We start from the raw sequence: 23,382 nt of genomic DNA, 5'->3' as shown, positions 1-23,382 counted from the left end.
GGGTTCGTTTCTCACTTTCATGGTAGGGGGTGGTTGGGAAGCTGCGAGACTCCCGTGGGAGAAGGAGATAGGCGAGATCCCGCAGGACGCAGTCCGAGGAAGCTCGGCGCTCCCCCACAGGAAAGTGAGTTGCTTCCCAGCCACCCCTGACGCTCAACTCAGCAACGAACCCCGAAACATCTCGAAATCAAGTCTTCAACAATCCTGCCAAATAGTTGAATAAGGACTTCATTTTAGACAGGATCCGTGCTTTGTGTGGACAAGCCGGCAAATTATTTTTTTAAAAGCTAAATATTCCACGTTTGTACATCATATATTGGAAGTACAAAGGAGGTGGAATAAAGATGGATTTCAACAACCGTGTGTTCTTGTTTTTAGCTGCTCTTCTCTCCGGGTATGCGCTTTACAGCATCGGTGACTCTGGTGCGAACTTTTTCGATCAATTCTTGTTCTACGCCGGCTACATTGCAATGATACTTTTTTCTTTTGCTATTATTATCGTCGGGCTGGCAAGATTCTTGAATCAGTACAAATAAAAATTGGCCTCTCTATGTGAGAGGGACGTGTGAAAAAAAGGCTGCGGATATCCGCAGCCTTCCTTTTATTTTGATGGTTTAAAAAGAGACTTGAAAAAGTCTGTCCACCCGTTCTGCTCAGATGACTCTCCGACTTCTTTTTGTTCTTCAATCCTTATATGCTCTTTTTCAATCGCATAATCCAATGTAAGGACAGCCCCGAATTCTGAATGTGTTTCCTGGTTCGAAACGGTCGAATGATGGATGTTATGCTTCTCGGCTAAATCCATGTAGGGAGATAAAAACCGGTAGCTCACATCTCCGTTCAAAAGCAGATTGGCATCTTGATAGCTTTTCATCAGATCCACCAACTCTTCCTGCCCCTTCTCCTGCATCACCTGACCCTTCGTCAGAGCGATCAAGACTCGTTCTCTTAACGTACCAAGGTATTGTTTTCTTTCTCCTGGTTTTGTTTGCCGGCTTCCATAAATGCCTTCCTGTAAGTAATCTTCCATATCTGGTTTCTTCATAGATGCACCTCATTCACTCCTAGTATGGCACAGAAAAAAGGCTGTACACATGACAGCCTTTACCTATTTTACAACGACGGATATATGAGAAGGAAGAACGGACAACTCCACAGGAAGGGAATCTCCTTCTTCTCCATCGACGTTCGTGACCAGGTTTTCTTCCGATGTAATACGGATATGATCCGCTTTGAAGTATTCCACGTCCTGCTCATCCTTAAGTCCACCTCTAAGAATGGCTGAAACGATGGACGCAAGACGAATCATATTCACTTTAGGTACGATATACCCGTGGATTTTCCCGTCATTCACTTTCGCTTCCGGAGATAATTTTTCAAATCCGCCTGCTGAATTTGTTAAAGCTGCTAGGAAAAGAAAAGATTCGCCTTCCCATGCCTTATCGTCATATTCAATCCGCATGGGATAACTGCTATGCTGGGTCAAGGTTTTCATCCCTTCCATCATATACGCAAGCGGACCAAATTTCGTTTTTTGTTCAGGTGTCACTTCATATGTCGCTTCAGCAAGGGCCCCCACTGCCACGATGTTAACAAAATACTGGTCATTAAACTTCCCAATATCCACAGATTTTGTCTGATCGGAACGGAGAACATCAATGGCCTCTTCAACCTTCAGTGGAATATCAAGGGCTCTTGCAAAATCATTGACTGTCCCAAGTGGAATAATTCCCAGACGCGGGCGATGACTTTCGTCTACCATCCCATTGATTGTCTCATGGAGCGTGCCATCTCCCCCCATAGAAACGACGAGATCGAACTCACCTCTGCAGGCGTTCTGGCAGTACTTTGTCGCATCAAACTCTTTTTCTGTTTGAGCAACTTCCACTTCGTATCCTTTTTCCGATAAAATGTGCTCGATTTGTTCAACATGATCGACGGCTTCCTCTTTTCCTGAAGAAGGATTGACGATCAGCATAGCCTTTTTCATTCTCTATCTCCTCTCCAATACATCCTTTATCCTTCTGCTTGATATTCATAAAGGGTGCTGACAGAAGAAAAACCGATTTTGCGGATGAATTCACTCACCCCATTCTGATGAGGCCTAAGGCTTACCTGGATGACTTTTGCTTCCTGTTCATACATCCACTGGACTAGTTCGTCACACAGTTCTGTACCAATGCCTTCCCGCCTGTAAAATTCATCCACAAATACTTCCCTGACATATCCATACACATCCTCTTCCCCATGGGCCTCGATAATGCCAAGGACATATCCGATCATTCTTCCATTCATATCAGCAACCAGCAGCTTCTGTTTCGGGTTCTTTGCTAAAAATTGATCTGCCGCCCAATACTTACGATTCCTCACTTCTTCATTGGTCAGCCTTTCTGAGCTCGTCACATGTAGAAAGTCGATGCTGTACCTTGTAAAGTGCATCAAATCCTTTTCCTCAGGTTCCCTGATTTTCACCATCAGAAACTCCCCCTCTAAGCTTTTAACACCACTTGATATTCCGGTGTATTTTCAATAACTTCCCGGGCGAAGGAGCAGACCGGGTCGATTTTTAATTTATGTTTGCGTGCGTAGTTCACGGCATAATCAATTAATTCTGCACCCAAACCTTTTTCGCGTTCAGACGGGGCAACGAAAGTACTTGTAATGACCATTGTATTATCATTCTCTTCAAATAGAAGCTGAGCTTTCGGTTCCTCTTCTTCTCCTATATAAAATGTTCCTTGTTTCTCTTGGATTTCTTGTTCCACAACAATCTCTCCTTTCCCTATAAAGGATACCCTTTCATCTCCAAGAAAAACATGACCTTCCCGTACGAGGGTAGAAGATAGTGATTGTATTAGCTGAGTATTCGGCAAAGATAATGAAGAATTCGACAACGCTATTTTAAAATCTGACACCGCTAATTGAGTATTCGACATAATAGAGGTGCTCAACATTCAACTCTCCTTAATAAATGCCTATAGAAAAAAGAAGAGCACCTACTTTTATAAAAGTAAGTGCTCTTTTAACATTAGGCCGTTTGTTTCAAATCTTCTTCTAATGGAATATCCTTCTGTAATCCACGGCGGGCGGCTATGATGAAGGCAGTGACAACGGCAACGGTGCCGATGGCTGCAACAACGTAGGAAACATTCAGAGCCAGGCCGAATCCGATCGGCGCGTTCAAGATATAGGTGAATGTGGCCATGGTCATGAACGTTGCAGGCACGGCGGCAATGAAGTAATTTTTACGGGATAGGAACAAGTACATCGCTCCTACCCAAAGCGCGATGACAGCTGTCGATTGGTTCGCCCAGGAGAAGTATCTCCATAGAAGTGTGAAATCGATCCGTGTCAATGCAAATGAGATGACGAACAATGGAAGTGCAATCCATACACGACTCATGATTTTCTTTTGTGGAACTTTAATATAATCCGCAATAATCATACGGGCGCTTCGGAATGCTGTATCTCCGGATGTGATTGGCAGTATGATGACACCAAGGACAGCAAGTGTACCACCGACAGCGCCTAACATAGCGATGGAAACTTCACTGACAACAGCTGCTGGTCCTCCGCTTGCAAGGATTTCATTCAGTCCTGCAGAACCGTTGAACAAGCTCATAGCTGCCGCTGCCCAGATCATGGCAATAATACCTTCGGCAATCATCATTCCGTAGAAAATACGACGTCCTTGTTTTTCTTTTTGTGTCGTTCTTGAGATGATAGGAGTTTGTGTCGCGTGAAAGCCTGACAGGGCACCACAAGAAATCGTTAAGAACAACAGTGGGAAAATCGGTGCGTTATCCGGGTGCATATTTGTAAAAGTCAATTCTGGGATGGGTGCTCCTGTTACGATAAGAGATACTCCGACTCCAATCGCGCTGATGAGTAGAAGGGCACCGAAAATCGGATAAAACCGTCCGATGATTTTATCGATCGGAAGCATCGTCGCTAACAAATAGTAAGCGAAAATCACAAGCAGAATGACAGGAAGAGCAAGCCAGCTGCTCGTCATGTTGTGTAAAAGGTCTGCAGGCGCTGTAACGAAGACAGTTCCTACAAGGACAAGCAAAAGAATCGCAAACGCATTGACTACATGCTTCATGACTTTTCCTAAAAACTTCCCTGCAAGCTCAGGCAGGTGGGCGCCACGGTTACGTATGGAGATCATTCCCGTTAAATAATCATGGACAGCGCCCGCAAAAATGGCTCCAAACACAATCCACAGAAAAGCGACAGGTCCATATAAAGCTCCTAGAATAGGACCGAAAATAGGACCTACCCCCGCGATATTCAAGAGTTGGATTAACGCATTCTTTTTTTCTCCCATCGGCAGGTAATCGACACCGTCACCATGAGAATAAGCAGGCGTTTCACGTCCTGTGTTGACGCCAAACGTTTTTTCAACATATTTACCGTACGTAAGATAACCGACAATTAAAAGTGCAATACTCACTAGAAAAGTAATCATTGTATTTCCTCCTTTTCGCGTTCATCTGTAATCGCTTACATAAAATATATCAAGAGAACGCTTCCAAAAGAGGGTTTTCTGTTTAACATGTTAGAATTAATGTCCAAGATGTCGTTCAAGAGGATTGAAATACAACGAAAAAATTACAACTCCAGCTTCTTACGTAATTCCTTCACGTAGTTCCGGCTGACGGAAAGCTTCTCCTCCGTCTCCTGCAGTTCCAACTGATAGGCTCCATTGAACCACGGAGTTAATCGATGCACGAAATCCAGATTCACAAGATAACTTTTATGAATTCGGAAGAAAGAGAAGCCTTGGAGCCGCTTCTCCACATCTTTGAGCGCATCTTTCGTTTCATAGACCTTTTGTTTGCCGACGATTTTTGTAATCCGATCCTCCCTGTGTACGTACATAATATCAGAGGGGTCCAGATATTCAATCGTATCCTCCACCTCAACTGCCAACTTGGAAGGAGATTTGACCACCTTTTCTTCTACCGGCTTCAATTTCTTCTCTATTCTTTCCACGGTTTCACTCAACTGTTCCTCATCAAAAGGTTTGAGCAAGTAATCGATCGCCTTCTGACGAAAGGCTTCGACAGCAAAATCTGGATACGCGGTTGCAAAAACGATCTCTGGTACCTTCTTGAGCTCTTGAACTGCCTTCGCTACCGCCATTCCATCCATCTTCGGCATTTCCACATCAAGAAAAAGAACGTCCGGCTGAAGCTTCAACGTCTGCATGACTGCTTCATCTCCTGATCCCGCTTCCCCTACAACTTCAATGCTCTCGTAAGGTTTTAGCAAAAAATTCAATTCTTCCCGACTGAAGCGCTCATCATCAACGATGAGCACCGTAATTTTTCCGTTCATGACCCTGTCTCCTTTTCATGAAGAGGGACCGTAAATGCAATGGTTGTCCCCTTTCCTTGCTCACTCATAATTTTTAGCTTCGCACTCTTTCCGTGCATGTATTCTAAACGTTTGTTGACGTTATATAGCCCGAACCCCGTCCCTCTTTCTGACGTGACTGATTGTTCTCCCAAGTTGCGTAATCTCATCGGTTCAATTCCTTTTCCGTTATCTGCTACGCTGATGTTGACGTTTTCTTTATCTCTACGGACACAAATCGTGATTTCCGCTCCCCCTTCCTGGTCTTTAATCCCATGTTTGATGCTGTTTTCGACCAGGGGCTGTAAGGTTAAAGGCGCGATTCGTGCTGATAATGCTGATTCATCAACATCATAGTGAACATGGAGGCGATCGACAAAACGCGTTTCTTCGATGAGAAGATAGGACTTTACATGTTTCAACTCTTCTTTTAAAGACGTCCAGGTTTTGGTGGTCGCCCCTAAGTTTTGCCTGAAGAACTTGGAAAGAGCAATAAGCAGCGCTCTTGCTCGATCAGGTTCCGTACGAGTCAACGAAACGATGACGTTTAACGAATTAAATAAAAAATGTGGATTGACTTGTGCCTGCAGGGCCTTCACTTCCGCTTCACGAGCAAGTTCTTGTGCTTTTTCAGCATCAGCAAGCTCAAGCTGCTGACTAAGGAGGGCACTCAATCCCTGGATCAATTCCAATAGAACATTCGAGATTTCTTTTTGTGACGAAACGTAAAACTTCAAGGTTCCGACCACTTCTTGACGCTTCTTCAATGGAACGATGACGGCTGCTCCAAGTGGACAGTCCGCCTGTTGGCATTGAATCTCTTCATGACTGACTACAACACGCTCTCCTGTCTCAATGACATCACGAGTGGCGTCCGTTTGAATCGGCTCTCCCGCCTTATGATGGTCATCGGCCTGTCCAACATGAGCGAGGATTCTTTGTTTATCCGTCATGGAAATCGCACTCACTTGAACTTCCCCATAAATGATCTGGCACGCCTTTTCTGCAGAATCCATCGTCAACCCTTTTCGCAGGTGAGAGACCGTCGATTCTGCCAATTTCAGTGCTTTTTGTGCCTGCAAAGCTCCGACTTTCTCTTCTTCATGAAGAACATTGCGGATGATTAATAAGAACAATGCGGAACCGACACCGTTCGCTACAATCATGGGGGCTCCAATCTCCTGGACAAGGGCCCACGCACGCGGAAATGGATCAGAGATAAGAAGGATGATCCCCATCTGCACCGTCTCTGCAAGGGCCCCAACAAATAAAGCTGTCTTCAGTTTTAAAGACTCCTCTTTTTTATGGAAGTAACCTGCAATGATTCCTGCTACCACAGCAGATATCCCGCAAGCGACCCCCGTGAATCCTCCAAGGGAAAAACGATGCAAACCAGCAATGACTCCGGCCCCTATACCAATGCGGTAACCACCGAAAAGACCGGCTGCCACGATTCCAATCACTCTTGAGTTCGCCAGTGCTTCCGATTCGACAAGGTTATAAGCCCAGCGTCCATAATCAAGTGAACTTGTATTATAAGTGATGCCTGTATATGTACCAATGATTCCGAACAACCCGAAAAAAGCGATCGCCATGTACCGCTGACGTTGGTCCAGCGTTTTTTGATCGATCAGCTCTCGAAAAAAACGGAAGCGAGTAATAATGAAAGCAACCGTTACGATAATCCCGAGCCTTTCAAGCATCGGAAGAAACAACTCAAACATAATCCCACTTCCTTTTTCATACCTCTACTCTTTCTTTCATATATGCTCCCTTTTGTGGTCGGATCAGTTTCGAGACGTTTGTCTGAAGGGATGGTGGTTGGGAAAGCGAGTTATTCCCCGCAGCCCCATCCACTCAAAAAACATCTGGAAATCGAGTCTTTCACAATCCTGCCATATAGTTGAATAGCCGTTTATGTTTATTGTAGCATGGGCGGTTTGTTTCGATACACAGAATACAGGCAAGAGATGAAACCTTCTCATCTAGGTAAAATGCTAATCGAAAACGTCAGAATTTTTTGATACACTAAGAAGAAAATGAGGTGATAGGATGACAACAAAAATAGCAATTATTCAAATGGACATCGTCTTCGGTAACCCTGAAGAGAACCGTAAACTTGCACAGGAGAAAATAAAAGAAGCCGCCGCACAAGGAGGCGAGGTCATCTTGTTGCCTGAATTGTGGACGACAGGCTATGATCTTTCCCGTTTTGAAGAAATAGCAGAAACACTCGAAGGCCCGACGCATCAGCTCTTGATTTCTTTAGCAAAGGAATTCAAGGTCACCATTGCAGGCTCCATCGCTGAAGAAGAAAACGGTAAGTTTTACAACACCTTCGTTGCTTATAACGCTGAAGGTGATCGGCTGTTCAACTACCGGAAAGCCCATCTGTTCCGTTTGATGAATGAAGAAAAGTTTTTAGAATCAGGAAACCAAAAAGGGAATTTCAATCTTGGTGAGGTGCCTGTGGCCGGTGTCATTTGTTATGATATCCGTTTCCCTGAATGGATGAGAACACACATGCTGGATGGCTCGCGTGGGTTGTTTGTCGTTGCAGAGTGGCCAAAACCCCGGGTTGAGCATTGGCGGAATCTATTGATCAGCCGGGCGATTGAAAATCAATGCTTCGTCATCGCCTGCAACCGTGTAGGTGCTGATCAAAACAATGAGTTTGGAGGCCATTCAATCGTTGTAGACCCGTGGGGCAACGTATTGGCTGAAGGTGGTTTTGATGAAGAAATCGTGTATGCCGACGTCGACTTCACTGCTGTCGAGGCGATTCGCGAGCAGATCCCTATTTTTCAAGACCGACGTCCGGACTTGTATGAATGAGTTCTTACTAGATCATCGAATGGATATTTATCATCTTTAGTTGATATATCTTGTATTTAATTGATTTATCACATTTTTAATTGATATATCCGTCATTTGATTGATATATTTCATATTCAGTCGATACCACCCACAAATAAGACAAAAAATCCTTCCGAATCACTCGGAAGGATTTTTTTCATAGGCCGGAGTTTGGTAGAAATAGTTCGGTGTGTCCATCCGGTTTTCGTATGCCGAATGAAAGATGTGTGTCGCTGCTGGCGAAATGGGTGGGATGAGCCATGTCCAGTCACCCTTGACCTCACGTCCGCACGACTGTTCTTTTTTCTCAAACTGATGGAACTGTTGAGCTGCTGTATGATGGTCGACAAGGCTTACCCCATCGGATTGATAAGAAAACAGGACAGCCTGATTAAGCTCAATCAAAGCGCGGTCCTTCCACAAGGATGAATTCCGTTTCGTATCAAGCCCCATGGCTTCCGCTACGACGGGCAAAAGATCATACCGAAAGTCATCAGCGAGGTTACGGGCCCCGATTTCTGTTTCCATATAAAAACCGTTGAACGGGGCGGCTGTATAATCAAGCCCACCGATTTCAAGTCGCATATCAGAAATCACCGGGACGGCATACCACTGCATGCCTAAGTCTTCAAACCAAGCATATTCAGGGTGACGAAGTGGTACTTCTAACACCTTGTCTAAAGGGATTTCGAACCACACGGGTTCCCGTCCATCCACTTGGACGACAAGAGGCAGCACATCAAACGACGTGCCTCCCCCTTTCCAGCCGAGCTTCTCACATTCCTTCGTAAACGCAACAGAAGCCGGGTCTCCAATCACACTTTCATTCTCTTCATAGCCGGCGTAACGGACGAGTTGATGATTCCAAACCCGTACTTCTCGCTCCGAGGTTTTGGGTTTGAAAATAGTAATCGTCGAGCGGATACGTCCCCCATTCGTGGCATAATCCAAGTGTTCAAAGAGTACATCGCGCATGCCTTCTTCTGTATCGACATGCCTGGCATCAAACACCTTCAAGCTGTTCCAAAAGAGACGTCCAATGCAGCGGTTGCTGTTCCGCCAGGCGACTTTGGCGCCATATTCAAGCTCGGGATAGGTGTGCGTATAGCTTCCCGTCTCACCAATTTCCTGCTCGATTTCCTTGAGCCTCTCATTTGTACCAGAAAGCTGTTGCTCCTGATGGTATTGGCGAACGAATGCTTCCGCCTTTTTATATAAATCTGTATTCACAGCATGAATCCTCCTGTATGGTGCTTCATTCCTATCCTACCATACACAAAGAACTTCCTACACGATTCAGTCTGCTTTGCGGGCTGCTTGCTGCACAGGATCCCACACGCTGTTATAAGGAGGTGCATAAGCAAGATCCAAGTCTTCTAATTCATCGATCGACATTTCATGGAATAGAGCAGTGGCCAGGACATCGATCCGTTTATCAGCTCCCTGACCTCCAATGATTTGAGCCCCGAGCAACAGACCGGTTTGCTCATGATAAATGATTTTCAATGTCATTGGATTTTGCTTGGAATAATAGCCGGCGGCATGTGTGGATCCAATCGTGATTTTTTTAAATGGAATCTTTTCGTTCTTAGCCTCCCGTTCAGAAAGACCTGTGCGGGCAAGCGTTAAATCAAAGAATTTCAATATCGACGTACCCACAATCCCTCGGAACGACCTTCTATGATCAATCATGTTCAGTCCTGCGATCTGCCCTTGTTTGTTGGCATGTGTGCCTAATGGAATATAATCATCCTTTTTCTTGATCCGGTGATACTGGGTGGCGCAATCCCCGGCAGCATAGATGTCCAGGATGCTTGTCTCCATAAAAGCATTCACGGCAATCGCGTCGTTCATCCCTTTGTACACGCCCGTATTTTTCATAAAGGAGGTGTTCGGCGTCACTCCTACGGCGACAAGGACAAGGTCGGATTCATATTCACCTTTATCCGTGATAACCGATTGAACATGCTGCTCCCCTTTGAATCCTTCGACCGATTCACCGAGGTGTAGTTCCACACCGTTCCGTTCGGCTTCTTCATGGACCATCTCCCCCATTTCCTCATCGAAGATTTTCGCTAGTTGAGGTCCGCGGTCAATCAAACGTACTTTCTTTCCAATTGACACAAAGCTTTCCGCCATTTCAAGCCCTATGTACCCGCCGCCGATAATGGTTACATGTTCCTTCTCCTTTGTAGTCGCTGTCATGATCTCCTTCATATCGGGAATGGTCTTTAGTGTGTAAATCCCTTCAAGCTCCCGTCCTTCCCATGGAGGCATGACCGGTGCTGCACCGGAAGCTACAAGCAGACGATCATAGGACAACTCAAATCCCTGATCCTCATGATCTTTTCCGTATACGACTTTATGATCGCAATCCACTTCCGTTACCGTGTGATAGGTGCGGACATCAATGCCGTACTTTTCGCGAAACGTTTCAGGGTCACGCGCGATGAGGTCTTCTGTAGACTCGACATCTCCGCTTAATACATACGGCAGGCCACACTGTCCATAAGAGGTGATCCCTCCATGTTCCAACACGGTAATCGAATGCCCCTCACTATTCCTTACAATTTGCATCGCTGCACTCATCCCTGCAGCATCTCCTCCGATAATAACGAAATCCATCCCAATCACTCCTTTTACGTACCTTCTATTCTCTTATTCTTTGCCTATATGGTTCCCACTCAAACTTCTCTCATGTTAAACTAACGATATTATCTTTTTGTACGACTTTTCAAAAAAAACATTCGAGGTGAAGGACATGAAGCAATTCCAAACATCCAAAGCCATACAGCGGCTTCCGGACCAATTTTTCGCAACTATGATCGATAAATTAAATCTTTACAAAAATCGTGGTTATGACACCTTGAACTTAGGGCAGGGAAACCCTGACCAACCCACCCCCTCCCACATTGTGCAGTCCTTACAGGAGGCGGCTGAAAACCCGGATTTCCACAAATATCCCCCCTTCCACGGTTATGAGTTCTTAAAGGAAGCCGTAGCTGAATTTTACAAGCGCGAATACGACGTAGACATTGATCCTGAAACAGAAGTCGCCATTATGCCTGGAAGCAAAACAGGGCTCGTTGAGCTTAGCCAGTGTTTCCTTGATCCAGGGGATGTCGCGCTCGTTCCCGATCCCGGTTACCCGGATTACTGGTCCGGCATTGAAATGGTCGGCGCAGAAATGAAGTCGATGCCCCTTCGCGAAGAGAATGGCTTTTTGCCTGACTACAGTGAAATTGATAAAGAGAGCTGGGAAAAAGCAAAGCTCATGTTCCTAAACTATCCCAATAACCCGACAGGAGCTATGGCTGGTGAGGACTTTTTTGTAGAAACCATCCAGGAAGCAGAAAAGAACGATGTCTGTGTCGTTCATGACTTCGCCTATGGGGCCATAGGATTTGATGGGAACAAACCGCTCAGCTTTATGCAATTCGAAGGTGCGAAAAATGTCGGTGTTGAGGTTTATACAATGTCTAAAACTTACAATATGGCCGGCTGGCGTGTCGCTTTTGCTGTCGGTAACCCAAGCGTCATCCATGCGCTTGAGGTCATCCAGGATCACTACTTCTGCAGTATTTTCGGCGGATTGCAGAAGGCATCAGCCACCGCCTTATTGAGTTCCCAGCAATGTGTCACAGATCTTGCCGAAACCTATGAAAAAAGACGTGACCTTCTCGTTCATGGTTTAGAAGAAGCAGGGTATCATGTCGCCCCCTGCCAAGGTTCCTTCTTTACATGGCTGGAAGTACCTGAAGGCTATACCTCCCAAGGCTTTGCGGATGATTTATTGGAATCGACAGGGTTGTTCGTTGCCCCTGGAATCGGCTTCGGTACGCACGGAGAAGGTTATGTGCGCATCGGGTTGAACAATTCGGAAGAAACATTGCGGGATGCCGTGAAACGATTCAAAGCATTTAAGCAGAAGTAAGATCAAGGACAGTACTTTCCAACTCGAAAGTACTGTCTTTTTATTCTTTCACTATAACAAGTGCTTCCATAATTCAATCATAAAGCGCAAGCGTATACGGACCTCCTGCTCCTGTCGAAACAAGTCTGATCGTTGGATAATTTTTTTAAAAATAATGATTGAATACTTGTTCAAAATGTATTTTAATTATCTTATACAAATATCCTACGCGGACTGTACAGGAGGGATTCACATGTATACGCTTATTAGAAAAGATGATCGTTTATTAGAAGTTTTAAAAGACCCAATTGATCGTAGAGACAGGGTTTTCCCTCAAGAAGAAGAAGCTGTGAAGTATGCTGAAAAATTGAATGGATATATACAATCCGGACCGAAGTGGGAAGTGCAGGAATATTTGATAAATGAACTTAAAAAAAGCAGAAGCTCCATTTCCTGAGCTTCTGCTTTTTCCTATTCGATTTAAAAAGGAAACTCGCGATAACCGTTCATCACGCCGATCCATTTAACGGTTGTGAATTTATCCAAAGCCCATTCGCCCCCGAAACGTCCGAGGCCGGATTCCTTTTCACCACCAAAAGCGACGTGTGCTTCATCATTCACGGACTGATCATTCACATGAATCATCCCCGTCTCCACACGTTTGGCTACTTCCACCCCGCGATGAACATCACGAGTGAATACAGAACCGCTCAATCCGTATGGAGAGCTGTTCGCCGCTTTGATCGCTTCTTGTTCAGATGAAACTTGGATCACGGAAGCAACAGGGCCGAAGACTTCATTCTTCGCAATCGGCATATCGCTCGTTACACCCGTCAAAACGGTCGGCTGCATGACACTGCCATCTGTCTCCCCACCTGTGAGAATTTCAGCGCCTCGGCCAACACTTTCTTTTACATCTTCCTGGATCCGCTCAATGGCATCCTTGTTAATAAGTGGGCCAATGACAGTATCTTTCTCCGAAGGATCGCCAGCTTTCAGGCTCTCAACCTTCTCTTTGAATTTTTCGATGAACGAATCATGAACACTCTCATCGACGATGATTCTGTTCAACGACATGCAAATCTGCCCCTGGTGCAGGAACTTCCCGAAAGCCGCCGCTTCCACCGCTTGATCGATATCCGCATCCTCAAGGACGATCATGGCATTGTTCCCGCCTAGCTCCAGGGCTGTCTCCTTAATATATTTCCCTGCGAGTTCACCGATATGGCTGCCGACTTCCGTCGAGCCTGTAAATGAAATCAGCTTCGCTGCCGGGTGTTTCACAAAAGCATCTCCGATTTCTGATCCTCGACCGACGACCACATTGATCACACCCTCTGGGAAACCTGCTTCTTCGAACAGATCGGCAATTAACAACCCTGATGTAACAGGTGCATCAGACGCCGGCTTAACGACGACGGTATTCCCGGTCGCTAAAGCTGGAGCAATTGACCTCATCGCTAGATGAAAAGGGAAATTCCAAGGGCCGATGACGCCGATGACACCTTTCGGAGACCGGTACACCCGGTTTTCCTTGCCTGGTGTGTTGGACGGTAAAATCTGGCCGCTCATCCGCGTCGGAAAACTAGCCGATTCCCGAATGATGCCGACAGCTGCCTGATATTCAACCTCTGCTTTGACAAGCGTGCTGCCCGCTTCTTTCACGAGCCAATCGATAATTTCATCTTTCCTCTCATCAACCACTTTCAATAGTTGATCAAAATACGCCTGCTTTTTAGCAGGAAGAGTCGTCATCCATGACTCCTGAGCATTTACGGCTGCCTCGTAGGCTTCGTTTAGATCATCTTCATTTGCAGAAGGGATCGAAGCAATCGTTTGCTGTGTATAAGGATTGACATTATCTACATATTTCTCACTGGAACCACTCTTCCATTGACCATTGATGTATTGTTTAGTAAATGTTTGCGGACTCATTTCAAAACCTCCATTCGGAAACTTTTCACAAAGCTATCATTCCCGGTTATAGAGGAATTGAAACGATTTAGACTTCCATCAGCATATCCACGTGTGGAATTCCATCTTCAAGGTATACATCTGACACCTCTTTGAATCCAAAAGAACCGTAGAAATGACGCAAGTGCTCCTGGCCATGCAGCCAGATGTGGTTGACCTTATAATCTTCCTTCAACACATGGATTGCACGGTCCATCACTTGACGGGCATAGCCACACCCTCGATGCCCTTCTTTAACGAGCACGCGGCCGATACTGTGGTACTGCTCATCTTTTTCTGGGGGGACGATGCGGCAGTAAGCCACCATCTCCTCTTCTTTTTCCATCCATATATGTAAACAACCTTCGTCTCTTCCGTCGACTTCAGGATAAGGACATTCCTGTTCAACAACAAAGACCTCAACCCTTGTCTGTAAAATCTCATATAATTCCTGCTTTGAAAGTTCAGCGAACGTTTTATGTACCCAGTTCATGTTGGATCCCCCTTTTCCATAATTATTCTCAATATACCTCACCGTTCTTGAGCTGACAAAGGTTCAGTCTATGAAAGTGAACGAAATGACAAAACATTCACGTCCAGCTTGCTGATGGTTGGATCGTAACAACGGAATGGCTAATTCTTTTGTGATTAGAGAGTTTTTGTAGAAAAAATATCCTATTCTCGTTTTATTGATTCTGACAAAGGGGAAACTACGATTATAATTCTTCGTCAGAAAGGAGGACCCCTATGTTTTTAAAGTTGCTACCTGTATCGATACAAAAGTATGCGAAAATGTCTAAACGGCAGCGTAAGCATGAAATGCAGATGACCTTATGGTACATGCCTTTTTACTATATATTATTGTCCATATTTTTTGTTGTGGTCACCCTGTTGTTGGATATCGTTTTTCAAATCGAACAGTATACGTTTGAAGTGTTCAGAATCAACGCAGATATTACCCGGATGCTTGTCAGTACACTCATTGGTGGTATTCTGACTCTGAGCGCTTTCACATTGAACTCCTTGCTCGTCGTCTTGACAACATTCAGTGGTCAGTTCTCACCAAGGATGCTTCTCAACTTCGTCGCAGACCGCAGGACACAGCACGCACTTGGGATATTCAATGGTAATTTTGTTTATGTTCTGCTCGTGTTCCTATTTATCGGAAATACAAGGCACGAATTCTTCGTAGCGGTGCCGATCGTCACAATTTTCCTTGCTTTCACATCTTCCGTTACATTCATTTATTTTATCAACCATGCAACAACTTGGATGCAAGTGCACAATATCACAGATACAATGAAACATTCTTCCGAGAAAATCATCAACCAGACCTTGAGGAAAGACCTTGAACAGTACCGGACCGAAGAACCAGGGGACTTGAGAGAAGCTGAACGATCGAAGGCGAACCCTATTGGTGCCATTAAATCTGGATACATTCAGCTTGTCGATTATAAGAAGATGATTGAAGAAGCAAGAAAAGATGACATCATCATTCAATTTCATGCCCAAGTGGGCGATTATATTTTGAAAAGCAACAATTTGATCAGCTACTGGGGGCCTGGTGCTGAAAACATTGATGAAGAAAAATATTGCAAGATGGTCATTATTGATTACAAAGAAACAGAACTGCAAGATATTCAAATGGGTATGCACAAACTAGCCGAAATCGCGATTAAATCTCTTGGAAATGACGATCCGAAAACCGCGACCAACACCATCCATCAAATGGCCGAGTTGATGCTTACCGTAGAGGATTACATTACATTCACTCCTTACCTGATGGATAACGAAAAGCAGGTCCGAGTGGTTCTGCTTTCTGAATCCTTTGAGTCCTACATCTACCGCGGCTTTGGCTATATTCGGCACTATGCACGTGACAATCATCTGATTATTACGGAGCTTGTCGACTCCATTGCGATGGTTGCCGAATCGATCGACAGCTCTAAGCACCAGATGCTATGGGAATTCGCCTGCAACACCATCGACCATATCGAAACAAAAGTCATCTACGAGTTGGACAAAACCTTCCTATTGGAGGCACTGAAGAGATTATCAACGGTGACAGGCAACAAGCTCGATTATTACTCGATCCATCGTAGGTTCTATCCAACCGATTAAAATCCATCCATTAAAAAAAGTTCAGGGCCCGTGTCCCTGAACTTTATCATGAGCGATGAAAGATCTAATGGAGGGTCATAGTCTTCCTTATGCAGGTAAAACCTAAAAGGATTGACAATACTTTTTATCTTTCATACGTTATATATATGAGCATATAATCATGTATTGAAAAAGGGTGAGCACTATGGGACATCATCACCACCATCATATCGATTCAACTACCGGTAAAATCAAAACCGCTTTTTTCTTGAATTTCTTTTTTACCATTATTGAATTGATCGGTGGTTTACTAACAAATAGTATGGCGATTCTTTCTGATGCCTTACATGACCTTGGGGACTCTCTTTCTCTCGGTCTCGCCTGGTTTTTACAGAAGTTTTCCCGAAAAGAACAATCGGATCATTTTTCTTTCGGGTATCGGCGTTTCTCTCTTTTAGCGGCCTTGATCAACAGCGTGGTCCTGATTGTCGGATCCATTTTCATTTTGACAGAGGCCGTGCCCAGACTCTTAAACCCCGAGCAGCCGAATGCAGGAGGAATGATCGCTCTTTCCATCTTAGGAATTCTCGTTAACGGTGCAGCCGTTTTCCGGCTTAAAGGCGGGGACTCCATGAACCAGAAGGTCATGACATGGCATCTCCTTGAAGATGTCCTTGGTTGGGTAGCTGTCCTTGGAGTCAGTATTGTTATGCTGTTTTTTGATGTGCCGATTTTGGATCCAATCGCTTCTATTGGAATTACATTATTCATCTTATATAATGTGGTGAAAAATCTCATCCAGACGATGCGACTTTTCCTTGAAGGTGTCCCATCGGAGGTTGACCTTGAGGGTCTTTCACGAAAAATTAACGATTTGACTGATGTTCAATCCACTCATCACACCCACCTGTGGTCAATGGATGGAGAAAATCATGCCTTTTCCACTCACATCGTTGTGCGTGCAGAAGCGACAAAGGAAGAGATATGTAAAGTGAAAGAGGAGGTCAAAGAAATCTTACATCCGATTTCACTCGAGCACATCACTCTGGAAATCGAATATGAAGACGAACCTTGTTCCCTTCAATAAAAAGAGTGGTCAGCCCTGGCAGCTGACCACTTTTTGCTTTTACATATCAAGACGTTCAGGTGTTTCCTGCCCCTGATTCATATAGCGTATATTTTCCGGCATGATTTCAAGTACCACATACTCAGGGTCATCTTTGCCATCAAACCAGCGGTCCATGTGATCGTTCCATAACTTATCTTTGATCTCCTGATCTTCACGAATCTTCGCCTGTCCCTCGACTTCTAAATACGAATCCCCATATCCTTCCCCTTCGTATCCGAGAAGGATATGGACATGTGGGTTCGCTTCAATTTCATCCGCTTTATGAGTCTCTCTGTTCGTTGGGGTATAGAAAGTGAACTCATCATCATTCCAAAACGTCATATAACGCGAATGGGGTTTATTATTTTTCACTGTGGCAAGCGTACCAACTTTATGTTGGTCCATGACTTCGTGGATCTTCTTTTTCAATTCTTCTTGATTCAATGGAAAGCTCCTTTCCGTAATCCAATCTTTTTACAATTTCAGTTTTCCCCGAAAAATGGGAGATAAACCCTTCGATGTCCATTGACAGATCCGGGTATGCTAATGATATCTTCGACACATTGTCATTCTTTTTTCATAAATATACCAGGAAGCGACACTCGTTAGCCGTTACACTATTCATAGATCTGTTTTTCAGGAGGAAAACGTTATGCTATGGAAAAAATGGGCGCCGATCTTGATGGGCTCCCTTCTGATCGGCCTGCTCTTTTTTATGATCAACTCAAGACCCGGAAGCTCTGAACCCGTGGACCGCGAAGACCTTGTACCCACATTGTTCGTGCATGGCTTTAAAGGTGGCCCGCGAAGCTTCGAAACGATGATGGACCGGATGCAGAACTTACAATGGGGACAGAAACATATGACAGTTTATGTCTCCAACCGTGGGCATGTCACCATCCGAGGTGGTTTTGCTGAAACACACAATCCATTCATCCAAGTGCTTTTCGAAAACAATCGTGCAAGTATCTATAACCAGACCCATTGGCTTTCTGAAATCATGCGGCGTTTAAAAGCCGATTACAACATTCAACAAGTGAACCTCGTCGGCCACTCGATGGGAGGTATCGCATCGGTCAATTACTTGCTGAGCGACCACCAATATTCTGTTCCTCGAGTAGAGAAACTGTCCGTCATTGCTAGCCCCTTTAAAGGCATTGAAAAAGAAGGCTACTTCGCATCCAATTACGGAGCGGCAACAACTGACCTGCGGCCGAATTCTGAAGCTTTAAAGCAGATGGTGCAGAATAAGGATCAGTTCCCGAATGATGTGGAAGTGTTTGCTATAGCTGGTGTCATCAATGCCGATGACCCTGAAGCCGAGCATTGGGACGGCCTTGTCCATGCCTCGAGTGTGAGTGGATTGGAAGAAATCGTCCCCTTTGGACAGTATGAGGAAAAGCGCCTCTACAACCCGCTTGCCACACATTCCGGCCTCCACGAACTCGAAGAAGTGGACCAATTACTCAAAGAATTCTTCTGGACCGAGGAAGGAGAATAAAGGACGACCTGGTCATACACTTATTTACTTCTATGTATTTATCTGGTGTACCAGGTCATACATTTATTCCCAAATAAAAAGCACCCGCTTATCGGGTGCTTTTGTTGTTTATTTTTTTTCAAAGATGAAGATCCACATGAAGGTTAAGGCCTGCTTTAATTCTTCATCCAGCTGCGCGATGTGATGGTCTTCCACCCCACGTTTGTACACTCCTTGACCTTCTACATAGGTCCAGCCGGTTTCTTCTGCCATTTTTTGAAGTTCCCATGGCATCATCGTATTACAAATGACCTCTTCCCCATATACCCTGCGATAACTATTGATGCGCGGCATCGCTGTAGGTCCGAGTAAGCCGACACATAATCGGCCGCCCGGCTTCAAAATCCGCTTCATTTCTTCCAGGCCCTTGTACGGGACTTCCGTCCATTCCAATGAATTGATCGCCATCGCCGCGTCAAACGATTCATCTTTAAACGGCAGGTCTGTCAAATCTCCTTGAACAAATGAGATCCGCTCATCATTCACTCGTTCATTCGCTCGCGTGACCATGTCTTCTGACAAATCGAGTCCTGTAACATTAAAGCCTGCTTTGTAAAGCAGATACGATCCATAACCATCTCCGCATCCAAGATCAGCGATTTTCCCTTTAGTTACATGCTTTGTCAAAAAAGGGACAATCGTACACCGGCTCCCGTCGTCCCACATCTCACGACTTTTTGAGTTCCACATTTCCGCACGATCATTCCATTGCTTTTCCGCTTCCTTATGCCAATTAAATGTTTGAGACACACCATCATCCCTTTCAATAATGTTCTTAACCTCCATTATAGCGGAACATAAAAGAAATGATAGCTCTATTCTTGTCGAAGATCGATAAAAAAGAGTTGCATGATTCCTTCTTCAGCGTTATGATAGAAACACAATATAAGCTAATATAAACTTAAATAAACACTATATATAGTATCTACGAACAGAAGATGCCACAAGGCTTAATAGGGAATCCGGTTAAAATCCGGAGCTGCCCCCGCAACTGTCATCACTCGCGAAATGGACATTCCACTGTGCTCTGCACGGGAAGGACTAGAGTAAGATCGAGTGTCAGCCAGGAGACCTGTCTTCGTTCGTCGCAGTTTCAACTTCTTCGGGGATTGAGAAGATGAAGCGATGGAACGAAGGCTCTCGTGTCTTCTCTTCGTTTCATGGTTTCATCCGCTCAATTTTCGTTGAGCGGATTTTTTTATTTTTTCCGAAACCTGACTTCATGACCGTACACCTTCATTTTTAAGGAGTGAAAAATAATGGAAACCTTAACAAGAAACACGTCCTGGCAAGAGAGAATTCAACAATGGCAAGCAGATTTTCCCCATTTAAATGTGCAACGACTCATCGATAAGTCCCCCACCCTCAAAAATGACAAAGATGCATTCATTTTAGAGTGTCTGGCGGAAATCGATGAATCGAATCCAGATTGGACCTATGTAGCAAGCCGCATCCATCTGGAAGACATGTACGAAAAATCTGCTCACAATCGATCCACATCTGGACCTTATGAAGACTTTTACGGGCTGATCCAAACATTGATTGAAAAGAACATTTACAGCAGGAATCTCCTTACATACTACACAAAAAAGGAAATGGAAGAATTGGAGGATTCTATCGTACCTGATCGTGATCATCTCTTCACTTATATTGGTTTGAAAACATTAAGCGACCGCTATCTTGCGAAAAGCAAAGAGAAAGAGGTTTACGAACTCCCGCAAGAACGTTTCATGATCATCGCCATGGTGGTGATGGCGGAAGAAAAAGCATCGAAGCGCCTTCCTCTCGTCAAAGAAGCGTATTGGGCGCTGAGTCATTTGTATATGACTGTAGCTACTCCTACCCTCGCCAATGCAGGAAAACGGTATGGACAGCTGAGTTCCTGTTTCATCGACACCATCGATGATTCCTTACAGTCCATCTATGACAGCAATACCGATATCGCCAACCTGAGTAAGCACGGTGGGGGCATCGGAGTTTACTTAGGTAAAATCAGGAGCCGCGGCAGTGACATCCGTGGATTCAAAGGCGTCTCGTCAGGGATCCTCCCATGGATGAAACAACTCAACAACACTGCTGTCAGCGTGGACCAACTGGGGCAGCGCCAGGGAGCTGTCGCTGTATATTTAGATGTATGGCACAAAGATATCTTCCCTTTCCTCGATAGCCGATTGAACAACGGGGACGAACGCCAGCGGACTCATGACCTTTTCACTGGAGTATCCATCCCTGACCTCTTTATGGAGGCAGTGGAAAACCGTGAAGACTGGTACTTGTTCGACCCTCATGAAGTCCGCAGCATCATGGGCTACTCGCTGGAAGACCATTTTGATGAAAAAAGAGGGTCTGGATCCTTCCGGGAGAAATATGCCGCCTGTGTCGCCCATCCCGACCTTTCTAAAGAGAAAGTCCCAGCGATCGAAATTATGAAGCGCATCATGATCGGTCAGCTTGAAACAGGAACACCGTATATGTTTTACAGGGATGAAGTCAACCGCATGAATCCGAACAGTCACGCGGGTATGGTTTATTGCAGCAATCTTTGTACAGAGATCACCCAGAATCAAAAACCGACCATCCAGGATGAACAATACGTGGAAGACGGTAAAATCATATCTGTGAAGACACCAGGAGATTTTGTTGTCTGTAACCTGTCGAGCATCAATCTCGGTCGTGCCGTCACGAACGGTGTCCTGAAGCGCTTGATTTCGATTCAAGTTCGTATGCTCGATAACGTCATCGACAGAAATACCCTTCCCGTTTTACAAGCACAGCTCACGAACCAGTCTTACCGTGGTGTAGGGCTCGGCACCTTCGGATGGGCCCACCTTCTTGCCAAGAAGAAGATCGACTGGGAATCACAGGAAGCACTCGACTATACCGAGGAAGTGTATGAAGCCGTCGCCTATCATGCTATTGAAGCTAGTTGCGATTTGGCTGCCGAAAAAGGAAGCTACCCTCTATTCGAAGGATCAGACTGGCAAACAGGAGATTTTTTCATTAAACGAACGTTTGACCAAGAGGGCACATGGAACTGGAAAGCCTTGCAAGACAAGGTTTCCAGGAATGGAATGAGAAATGGATATTTGATGGCCGTAGCACCGAATTCAAGTACCTCCCTCATCGCAGGAAGTACGGCCAGTATTGATCCGATTTTCAAGAAATTTTATTCCGAAGAGAAAAAAGATTACAAGATTCCTGTTACCGCACCTGATTTAACCCATGAAACTTATGGGTATTATCCATCCGCCTACGATGTAGACCAACACGCATCCATCAGGCAGAACAGCATCAGACAAAAGTATATCGATCAATCCATCTCGTTTAATCTCTATGTAAGGAACAACATCCAGGCGAAAGAGTTGTTGGATTTACACTTGTCTGCATGGAAACACGGATTGAAAACGACCTACTATACGCGATCAACATCCAGTCAGGAAGAATTTGATGATTGTGAAGTCTGCTCATCATAAAAAGGAGGAAGCCTACCATGAAGGGATCGATACAAAAAAGAAAGCTCGTCGATTACGAAGCACCAAATGCCTCGACAGGTGTCATCAACGGAAGAAGTTCGAACATCTTAAATTGGGATAACACCCGCTATTCATGGGCGTACCCGATGTATAAGACCATGCTTGCAAATTTCTGGATTCCTAATGAAATCAATATGAGCAACGACTTGAAGCAGTGGCCGGACCTTTCAGAGCAAGAACAGACCGCATTCAAGAAGATCATCGGTCTGCTCGCTTTTTTGGATTCCATACAAACCGATTATTCGGGGAAAATCGCGGACTATTTGACCGACTCGAGTCTATCTGCCTTAATGCAGGTGCTCGCCTTTCAGGAAGTCGTGCATAATCAATCTTACTCTTACGTTCTGTCCACGCTTGTCGATCAAGGAGAACAGGAAAAGATTTTTGATTACTGGAAGCATGATGAAGTGCTCAAAGAACGCAACACCTTTATTACTGATGGATATCAGGCATTCGCCGATGATCCTTCCGTGGACGGTTTTCTGAAGTCGATTGTTTATGATGTCGTGCTCGAGGGTCTCTTCTTTTATGCCGGTTTCGCCTTTTTCTATAATCTTGCGAGAAATCAAAAGATGGTCTCCACAAGTACAATGATCAACTACATCAACCGCGATGAACAAATCCACGTCAGTTTGTTCGGGCATATCTTTAACGAAACATTACATGAAAACCCTGAGTTGGATCACGATTACTACCGGACGTTCGTGACCGATACGTTCAAACAAGCGGCTGATTTAGAAATCAAGTGGGCACGTCACCTAATCGGGAATCAATTCCCAGGCATTCCGATTCAGGACCTGGAAGACTATATCCGTTACATCGCCAATAAACGCTGCAGGCTTCTTGGAGCAGAAAAGCCGTTCCCTACTTATACAGAAAATCCATTGAAATGGATCCGCGCTTACCAGGAAGTCGATGAAGGAAAGTCCGACTTTTTTGAACAAAAATCACGTCAGTACACCAAAGTGTCCGAAACCAACGGCTTCGACGACCTCTAATACAGTTTCATACCAATTCT

General features: G+C 44.9%; 22 protein-coding genes and 1 riboswitch. Of the genes, 9 read left to right on the top strand and 13 right to left on the bottom strand.

Annotation, left to right across the window (positions count from 1 at the left end):
• Positions 1-344 precede the first annotated feature (344 nt).
• Positions 345-536, top strand: a complete 192-nt coding sequence (locus tag DYE48_RS18930; RefSeq protein ID WP_115824932.1) for a hypothetical protein — start codon at positions 345-347, stop codon at positions 534-536.
• Positions 537-601: 65 nt separating this feature from the next.
• Here the strand turns inward: DYE48_RS18930 and DYE48_RS18925 are convergent, their stop codons facing one another.
• From DYE48_RS18925 to DYE48_RS18895, 7 genes are all read right to left on the bottom strand, one after another.
• Positions 602-1,045 (bottom strand): YueI family protein, encoded by a 444-nt coding sequence (locus DYE48_RS18925; RefSeq protein WP_115824931.1) that lies wholly within the window; start codon positions 1,043-1,045, stop codon positions 602-604.
• A gap of 63 nt (positions 1,046-1,108) precedes the next feature.
• The gene (locus DYE48_RS18920) at positions 1,109-1,990 is read right to left on the bottom strand and encodes a diacylglycerol/lipid kinase family protein (protein WP_115824930.1); all 882 of its coding nucleotides are present in this window, start codon (positions 1,988-1,990) and stop codon (positions 1,109-1,111) included.
• A gap of 26 nt (positions 1,991-2,016) precedes the next feature.
• Positions 2,017-2,475 (bottom strand): GNAT family N-acetyltransferase, encoded by a 459-nt coding sequence (locus DYE48_RS18915; protein WP_089654718.1) that lies wholly within the window; start codon positions 2,473-2,475, stop codon positions 2,017-2,019.
• A 14-nt stretch (positions 2,476-2,489) separates the two neighbouring features.
• Positions 2,490-2,765: a GNAT family N-acetyltransferase gene (locus DYE48_RS18910; protein ID WP_115824934.1), complete on the bottom strand. Its 276-nt coding sequence runs from the start codon at positions 2,763-2,765 to the stop codon at positions 2,490-2,492.
• 263 nt (positions 2,766-3,028) lie between these two features.
• The gene (locus DYE48_RS18905; protein ID WP_115824929.1) at positions 3,029-4,471 is read right to left on the bottom strand and encodes a carbon starvation CstA family protein; all 1,443 of its coding nucleotides are present in this window, start codon (positions 4,469-4,471) and stop codon (positions 3,029-3,031) included.
• Positions 4,472-4,614: 143 nt separating this feature from the next.
• Positions 4,615-5,343 (bottom strand): LytR/AlgR family response regulator transcription factor, encoded by a 729-nt coding sequence (locus tag DYE48_RS18900; RefSeq protein WP_115824928.1) that lies wholly within the window; start codon positions 5,341-5,343, stop codon positions 4,615-4,617.
• Entirely contained in the window at positions 5,340-7,085 is a 1,746-nt protein-coding gene (locus DYE48_RS18895; protein WP_115824927.1) for a sensor histidine kinase, read from the bottom strand. The genes DYE48_RS18900 and DYE48_RS18895 overlap by 4 nt, the downstream gene beginning before the upstream one ends.
• A gap of 328 nt (positions 7,086-7,413) precedes the next feature.
• Here DYE48_RS18895 and DYE48_RS18890 point away from each other — a divergent pair, with 328 nt between their 5' ends.
• A complete protein-coding gene (locus tag DYE48_RS18890; RefSeq protein ID WP_115824926.1) occupies positions 7,414-8,196 on the top strand; it encodes a carbon-nitrogen family hydrolase in 783 nt (260 codons plus the stop codon).
• 159 nt (positions 8,197-8,355) lie between these two features.
• Here DYE48_RS18890 and DYE48_RS18885 read toward each other — a convergent pair whose 3' ends face one another.
• Together DYE48_RS18885 and DYE48_RS18880 are read right to left on the bottom strand one after the other, a co-directional pair.
• Positions 8,356-9,447, bottom strand: coding sequence for a nitric oxide synthase oxygenase (locus DYE48_RS18885; RefSeq protein WP_115824925.1), 1,092 nt, complete (start codon positions 9,445-9,447; stop codon positions 8,356-8,358).
• A 66-nt stretch (positions 9,448-9,513) separates the two neighbouring features.
• Positions 9,514-10,842 (bottom strand): FAD-dependent oxidoreductase, encoded by a 1,329-nt coding sequence (locus DYE48_RS18880; protein WP_115824924.1) that lies wholly within the window; start codon positions 10,840-10,842, stop codon positions 9,514-9,516.
• Positions 10,843-10,978: 136 nt separating this feature from the next.
• Here DYE48_RS18880 and DYE48_RS18875 point away from each other — a divergent pair, with 136 nt between their 5' ends.
• The gene (locus tag DYE48_RS18875; RefSeq protein ID WP_115824923.1) at positions 10,979-12,151 is read left to right on the top strand and encodes a pyridoxal phosphate-dependent aminotransferase; all 1,173 of its coding nucleotides are present in this window, start codon (positions 10,979-10,981) and stop codon (positions 12,149-12,151) included.
• Between the two features lie 232 nt (positions 12,152-12,383).
• Positions 12,384-12,587, top strand: coding sequence for a hypothetical protein (locus DYE48_RS18870; RefSeq protein WP_115824922.1), 204 nt, complete (start codon positions 12,384-12,386; stop codon positions 12,585-12,587).
• 23 nt (positions 12,588-12,610) lie between these two features.
• On the opposite strand, the gene DYE48_RS18865 is transcribed toward DYE48_RS18870, so the two are convergent.
• Together DYE48_RS18865 and DYE48_RS18860 are read right to left on the bottom strand one after the other, a co-directional pair.
• The gene (locus tag DYE48_RS18865; protein ID WP_115824921.1) at positions 12,611-14,065 is read right to left on the bottom strand and encodes an aldehyde dehydrogenase family protein; all 1,455 of its coding nucleotides are present in this window, start codon (positions 14,063-14,065) and stop codon (positions 12,611-12,613) included.
• Between the two features lie 67 nt (positions 14,066-14,132).
• The gene (locus DYE48_RS18860) at positions 14,133-14,576 is read right to left on the bottom strand and encodes a GNAT family N-acetyltransferase (protein ID WP_115824920.1); all 444 of its coding nucleotides are present in this window, start codon (positions 14,574-14,576) and stop codon (positions 14,133-14,135) included.
• A gap of 254 nt (positions 14,577-14,830) precedes the next feature.
• Here DYE48_RS18860 and DYE48_RS18855 point away from each other — a divergent pair, with 254 nt between their 5' ends.
• Both DYE48_RS18855 and DYE48_RS18850 read left to right on the top strand, forming a co-directional pair.
• Positions 14,831-16,204, top strand: coding sequence for a DUF2254 domain-containing protein (locus tag DYE48_RS18855; protein WP_115824919.1), 1,374 nt, complete (start codon positions 14,831-14,833; stop codon positions 16,202-16,204).
• 184 nt (positions 16,205-16,388) lie between these two features.
• Positions 16,389-17,270, top strand: a complete 882-nt coding sequence (locus DYE48_RS18850; protein WP_115824918.1) for a cation diffusion facilitator family transporter — start codon at positions 16,389-16,391, stop codon at positions 17,268-17,270.
• Between the two features lie 39 nt (positions 17,271-17,309).
• Here the strand turns inward: DYE48_RS18850 and DYE48_RS18845 are convergent, their stop codons facing one another.
• Positions 17,310-17,735 (bottom strand): pyridoxamine 5'-phosphate oxidase family protein, encoded by a 426-nt coding sequence (locus DYE48_RS18845; protein WP_115824917.1) that lies wholly within the window; start codon positions 17,733-17,735, stop codon positions 17,310-17,312.
• A 208-nt stretch (positions 17,736-17,943) separates the two neighbouring features.
• On the opposite strand from DYE48_RS18845, the gene DYE48_RS18840 reads away from it, so the two are divergent.
• On the top strand, positions 17,944-18,792 hold the full coding sequence (locus tag DYE48_RS18840) for an alpha/beta hydrolase (RefSeq protein WP_115824916.1): 849 nt from the start codon (positions 17,944-17,946) through the stop codon (positions 18,790-18,792).
• A 108-nt stretch (positions 18,793-18,900) separates the two neighbouring features.
• Here DYE48_RS18840 and DYE48_RS18835 read toward each other — a convergent pair whose 3' ends face one another.
• Entirely contained in the window at positions 18,901-19,581 is a 681-nt protein-coding gene (locus DYE48_RS18835) for a class I SAM-dependent methyltransferase (protein WP_244199482.1), read from the bottom strand.
• Between the two features lie 169 nt (positions 19,582-19,750).
• A riboswitch (cobalamin riboswitch) is annotated at positions 19,751-19,924 on the top strand.
• 166 nt (positions 19,925-20,090) lie between these two features.
• Here DYE48_RS18835 and DYE48_RS18830 point away from each other — a divergent pair.
• Together DYE48_RS18830 and DYE48_RS18825 are read left to right on the top strand one after the other, a co-directional pair.
• Positions 20,091-22,304: a ribonucleoside-diphosphate reductase subunit alpha gene (locus DYE48_RS18830; RefSeq protein ID WP_115824914.1), complete on the top strand. Its 2,214-nt coding sequence runs from the start codon at positions 20,091-20,093 to the stop codon at positions 22,302-22,304.
• Positions 22,305-22,321: 17 nt separating this feature from the next.
• Positions 22,322-23,362, top strand: coding sequence for a ribonucleotide-diphosphate reductase subunit beta (locus tag DYE48_RS18825; RefSeq protein WP_115824913.1), 1,041 nt, complete (start codon positions 22,322-22,324; stop codon positions 23,360-23,362).
• Positions 23,363-23,382 lie beyond the last annotated feature (20 nt).

This window comes from Halobacillus trueperi (assembly GCF_003386945.1).
Classification (GTDB): domain Bacteria; phylum Bacillota; class Bacilli; order Bacillales; family Halobacillaceae; genus Halobacillus; species Halobacillus aidingensis.
Note: the sequence above shows the minus strand (reverse complement) of the source record. Positions and strands in the feature narration are given on the sequence as shown.

Coding starts and splice junctions, on each gene's coding strand:
- DYE48_RS18915 (WP_089654718.1), bottom strand. CDS start 2,475: ATGGTGAAAATCAGGGAACCTGAGGAAAAGGATTTGATGCACTTTACA.
- DYE48_RS18895 (WP_115824927.1), bottom strand. CDS start 7,085: ATGTTTGAGTTGTTTCTTCCGATGCTTGAAAGGCTCGGGATTATCGTA.
- DYE48_RS18890 (WP_115824926.1), top strand. CDS start 7,414: ATGACAACAAAAATAGCAATTATTCAAATGGACATCGTCTTCGGTAAC.
- DYE48_RS18925 (WP_115824931.1), bottom strand. CDS start 1,045: ATGAAGAAACCAGATATGGAAGATTACTTACAGGAAGGCATTTATGGA.
- DYE48_RS18860 (WP_115824920.1), bottom strand. CDS start 14,576: ATGAACTGGGTACATAAAACGTTCGCTGAACTTTCAAAGCAGGAATTA.
- DYE48_RS18865 (WP_115824921.1), bottom strand. CDS start 14,065: ATGAGTCCGCAAACATTTACTAAACAATACATCAATGGTCAATGGAAG.
- DYE48_RS18840 (WP_115824916.1), top strand. CDS start 17,944: ATGCTATGGAAAAAATGGGCGCCGATCTTGATGGGCTCCCTTCTGATC.
- DYE48_RS18880 (WP_115824924.1), bottom strand. CDS start 10,842: ATGGATTTCGTTATTATCGGAGGAGATGCTGCAGGGATGAGTGCAGCG.
- DYE48_RS18825 (WP_115824913.1), top strand. CDS start 22,322: ATGAAGGGATCGATACAAAAAAGAAAGCTCGTCGATTACGAAGCACCA.
- DYE48_RS18920 (WP_115824930.1), bottom strand. CDS start 1,990: ATGAAAAAGGCTATGCTGATCGTCAATCCTTCTTCAGGAAAAGAGGAA.
- DYE48_RS18930 (WP_115824932.1), top strand. CDS start 345: ATGGATTTCAACAACCGTGTGTTCTTGTTTTTAGCTGCTCTTCTCTCC.
- DYE48_RS18850 (WP_115824918.1), top strand. CDS start 16,389: ATGGGACATCATCACCACCATCATATCGATTCAACTACCGGTAAAATC.
- DYE48_RS18830 (WP_115824914.1), top strand. CDS start 20,091: ATGGAAACCTTAACAAGAAACACGTCCTGGCAAGAGAGAATTCAACAA.
- DYE48_RS18875 (WP_115824923.1), top strand. CDS start 10,979: ATGAAGCAATTCCAAACATCCAAAGCCATACAGCGGCTTCCGGACCAA.
- DYE48_RS18855 (WP_115824919.1), top strand. CDS start 14,831: ATGTTTTTAAAGTTGCTACCTGTATCGATACAAAAGTATGCGAAAATG.
- DYE48_RS18900 (WP_115824928.1), bottom strand. CDS start 5,343: ATGAACGGAAAAATTACGGTGCTCATCGTTGATGATGAGCGCTTCAGT.
- DYE48_RS18870 (WP_115824922.1), top strand. CDS start 12,384: ATGTATACGCTTATTAGAAAAGATGATCGTTTATTAGAAGTTTTAAAA.
- DYE48_RS18905 (WP_115824929.1), bottom strand. CDS start 4,471: ATGATTACTTTTCTAGTGAGTATTGCACTTTTAATTGTCGGTTATCTT.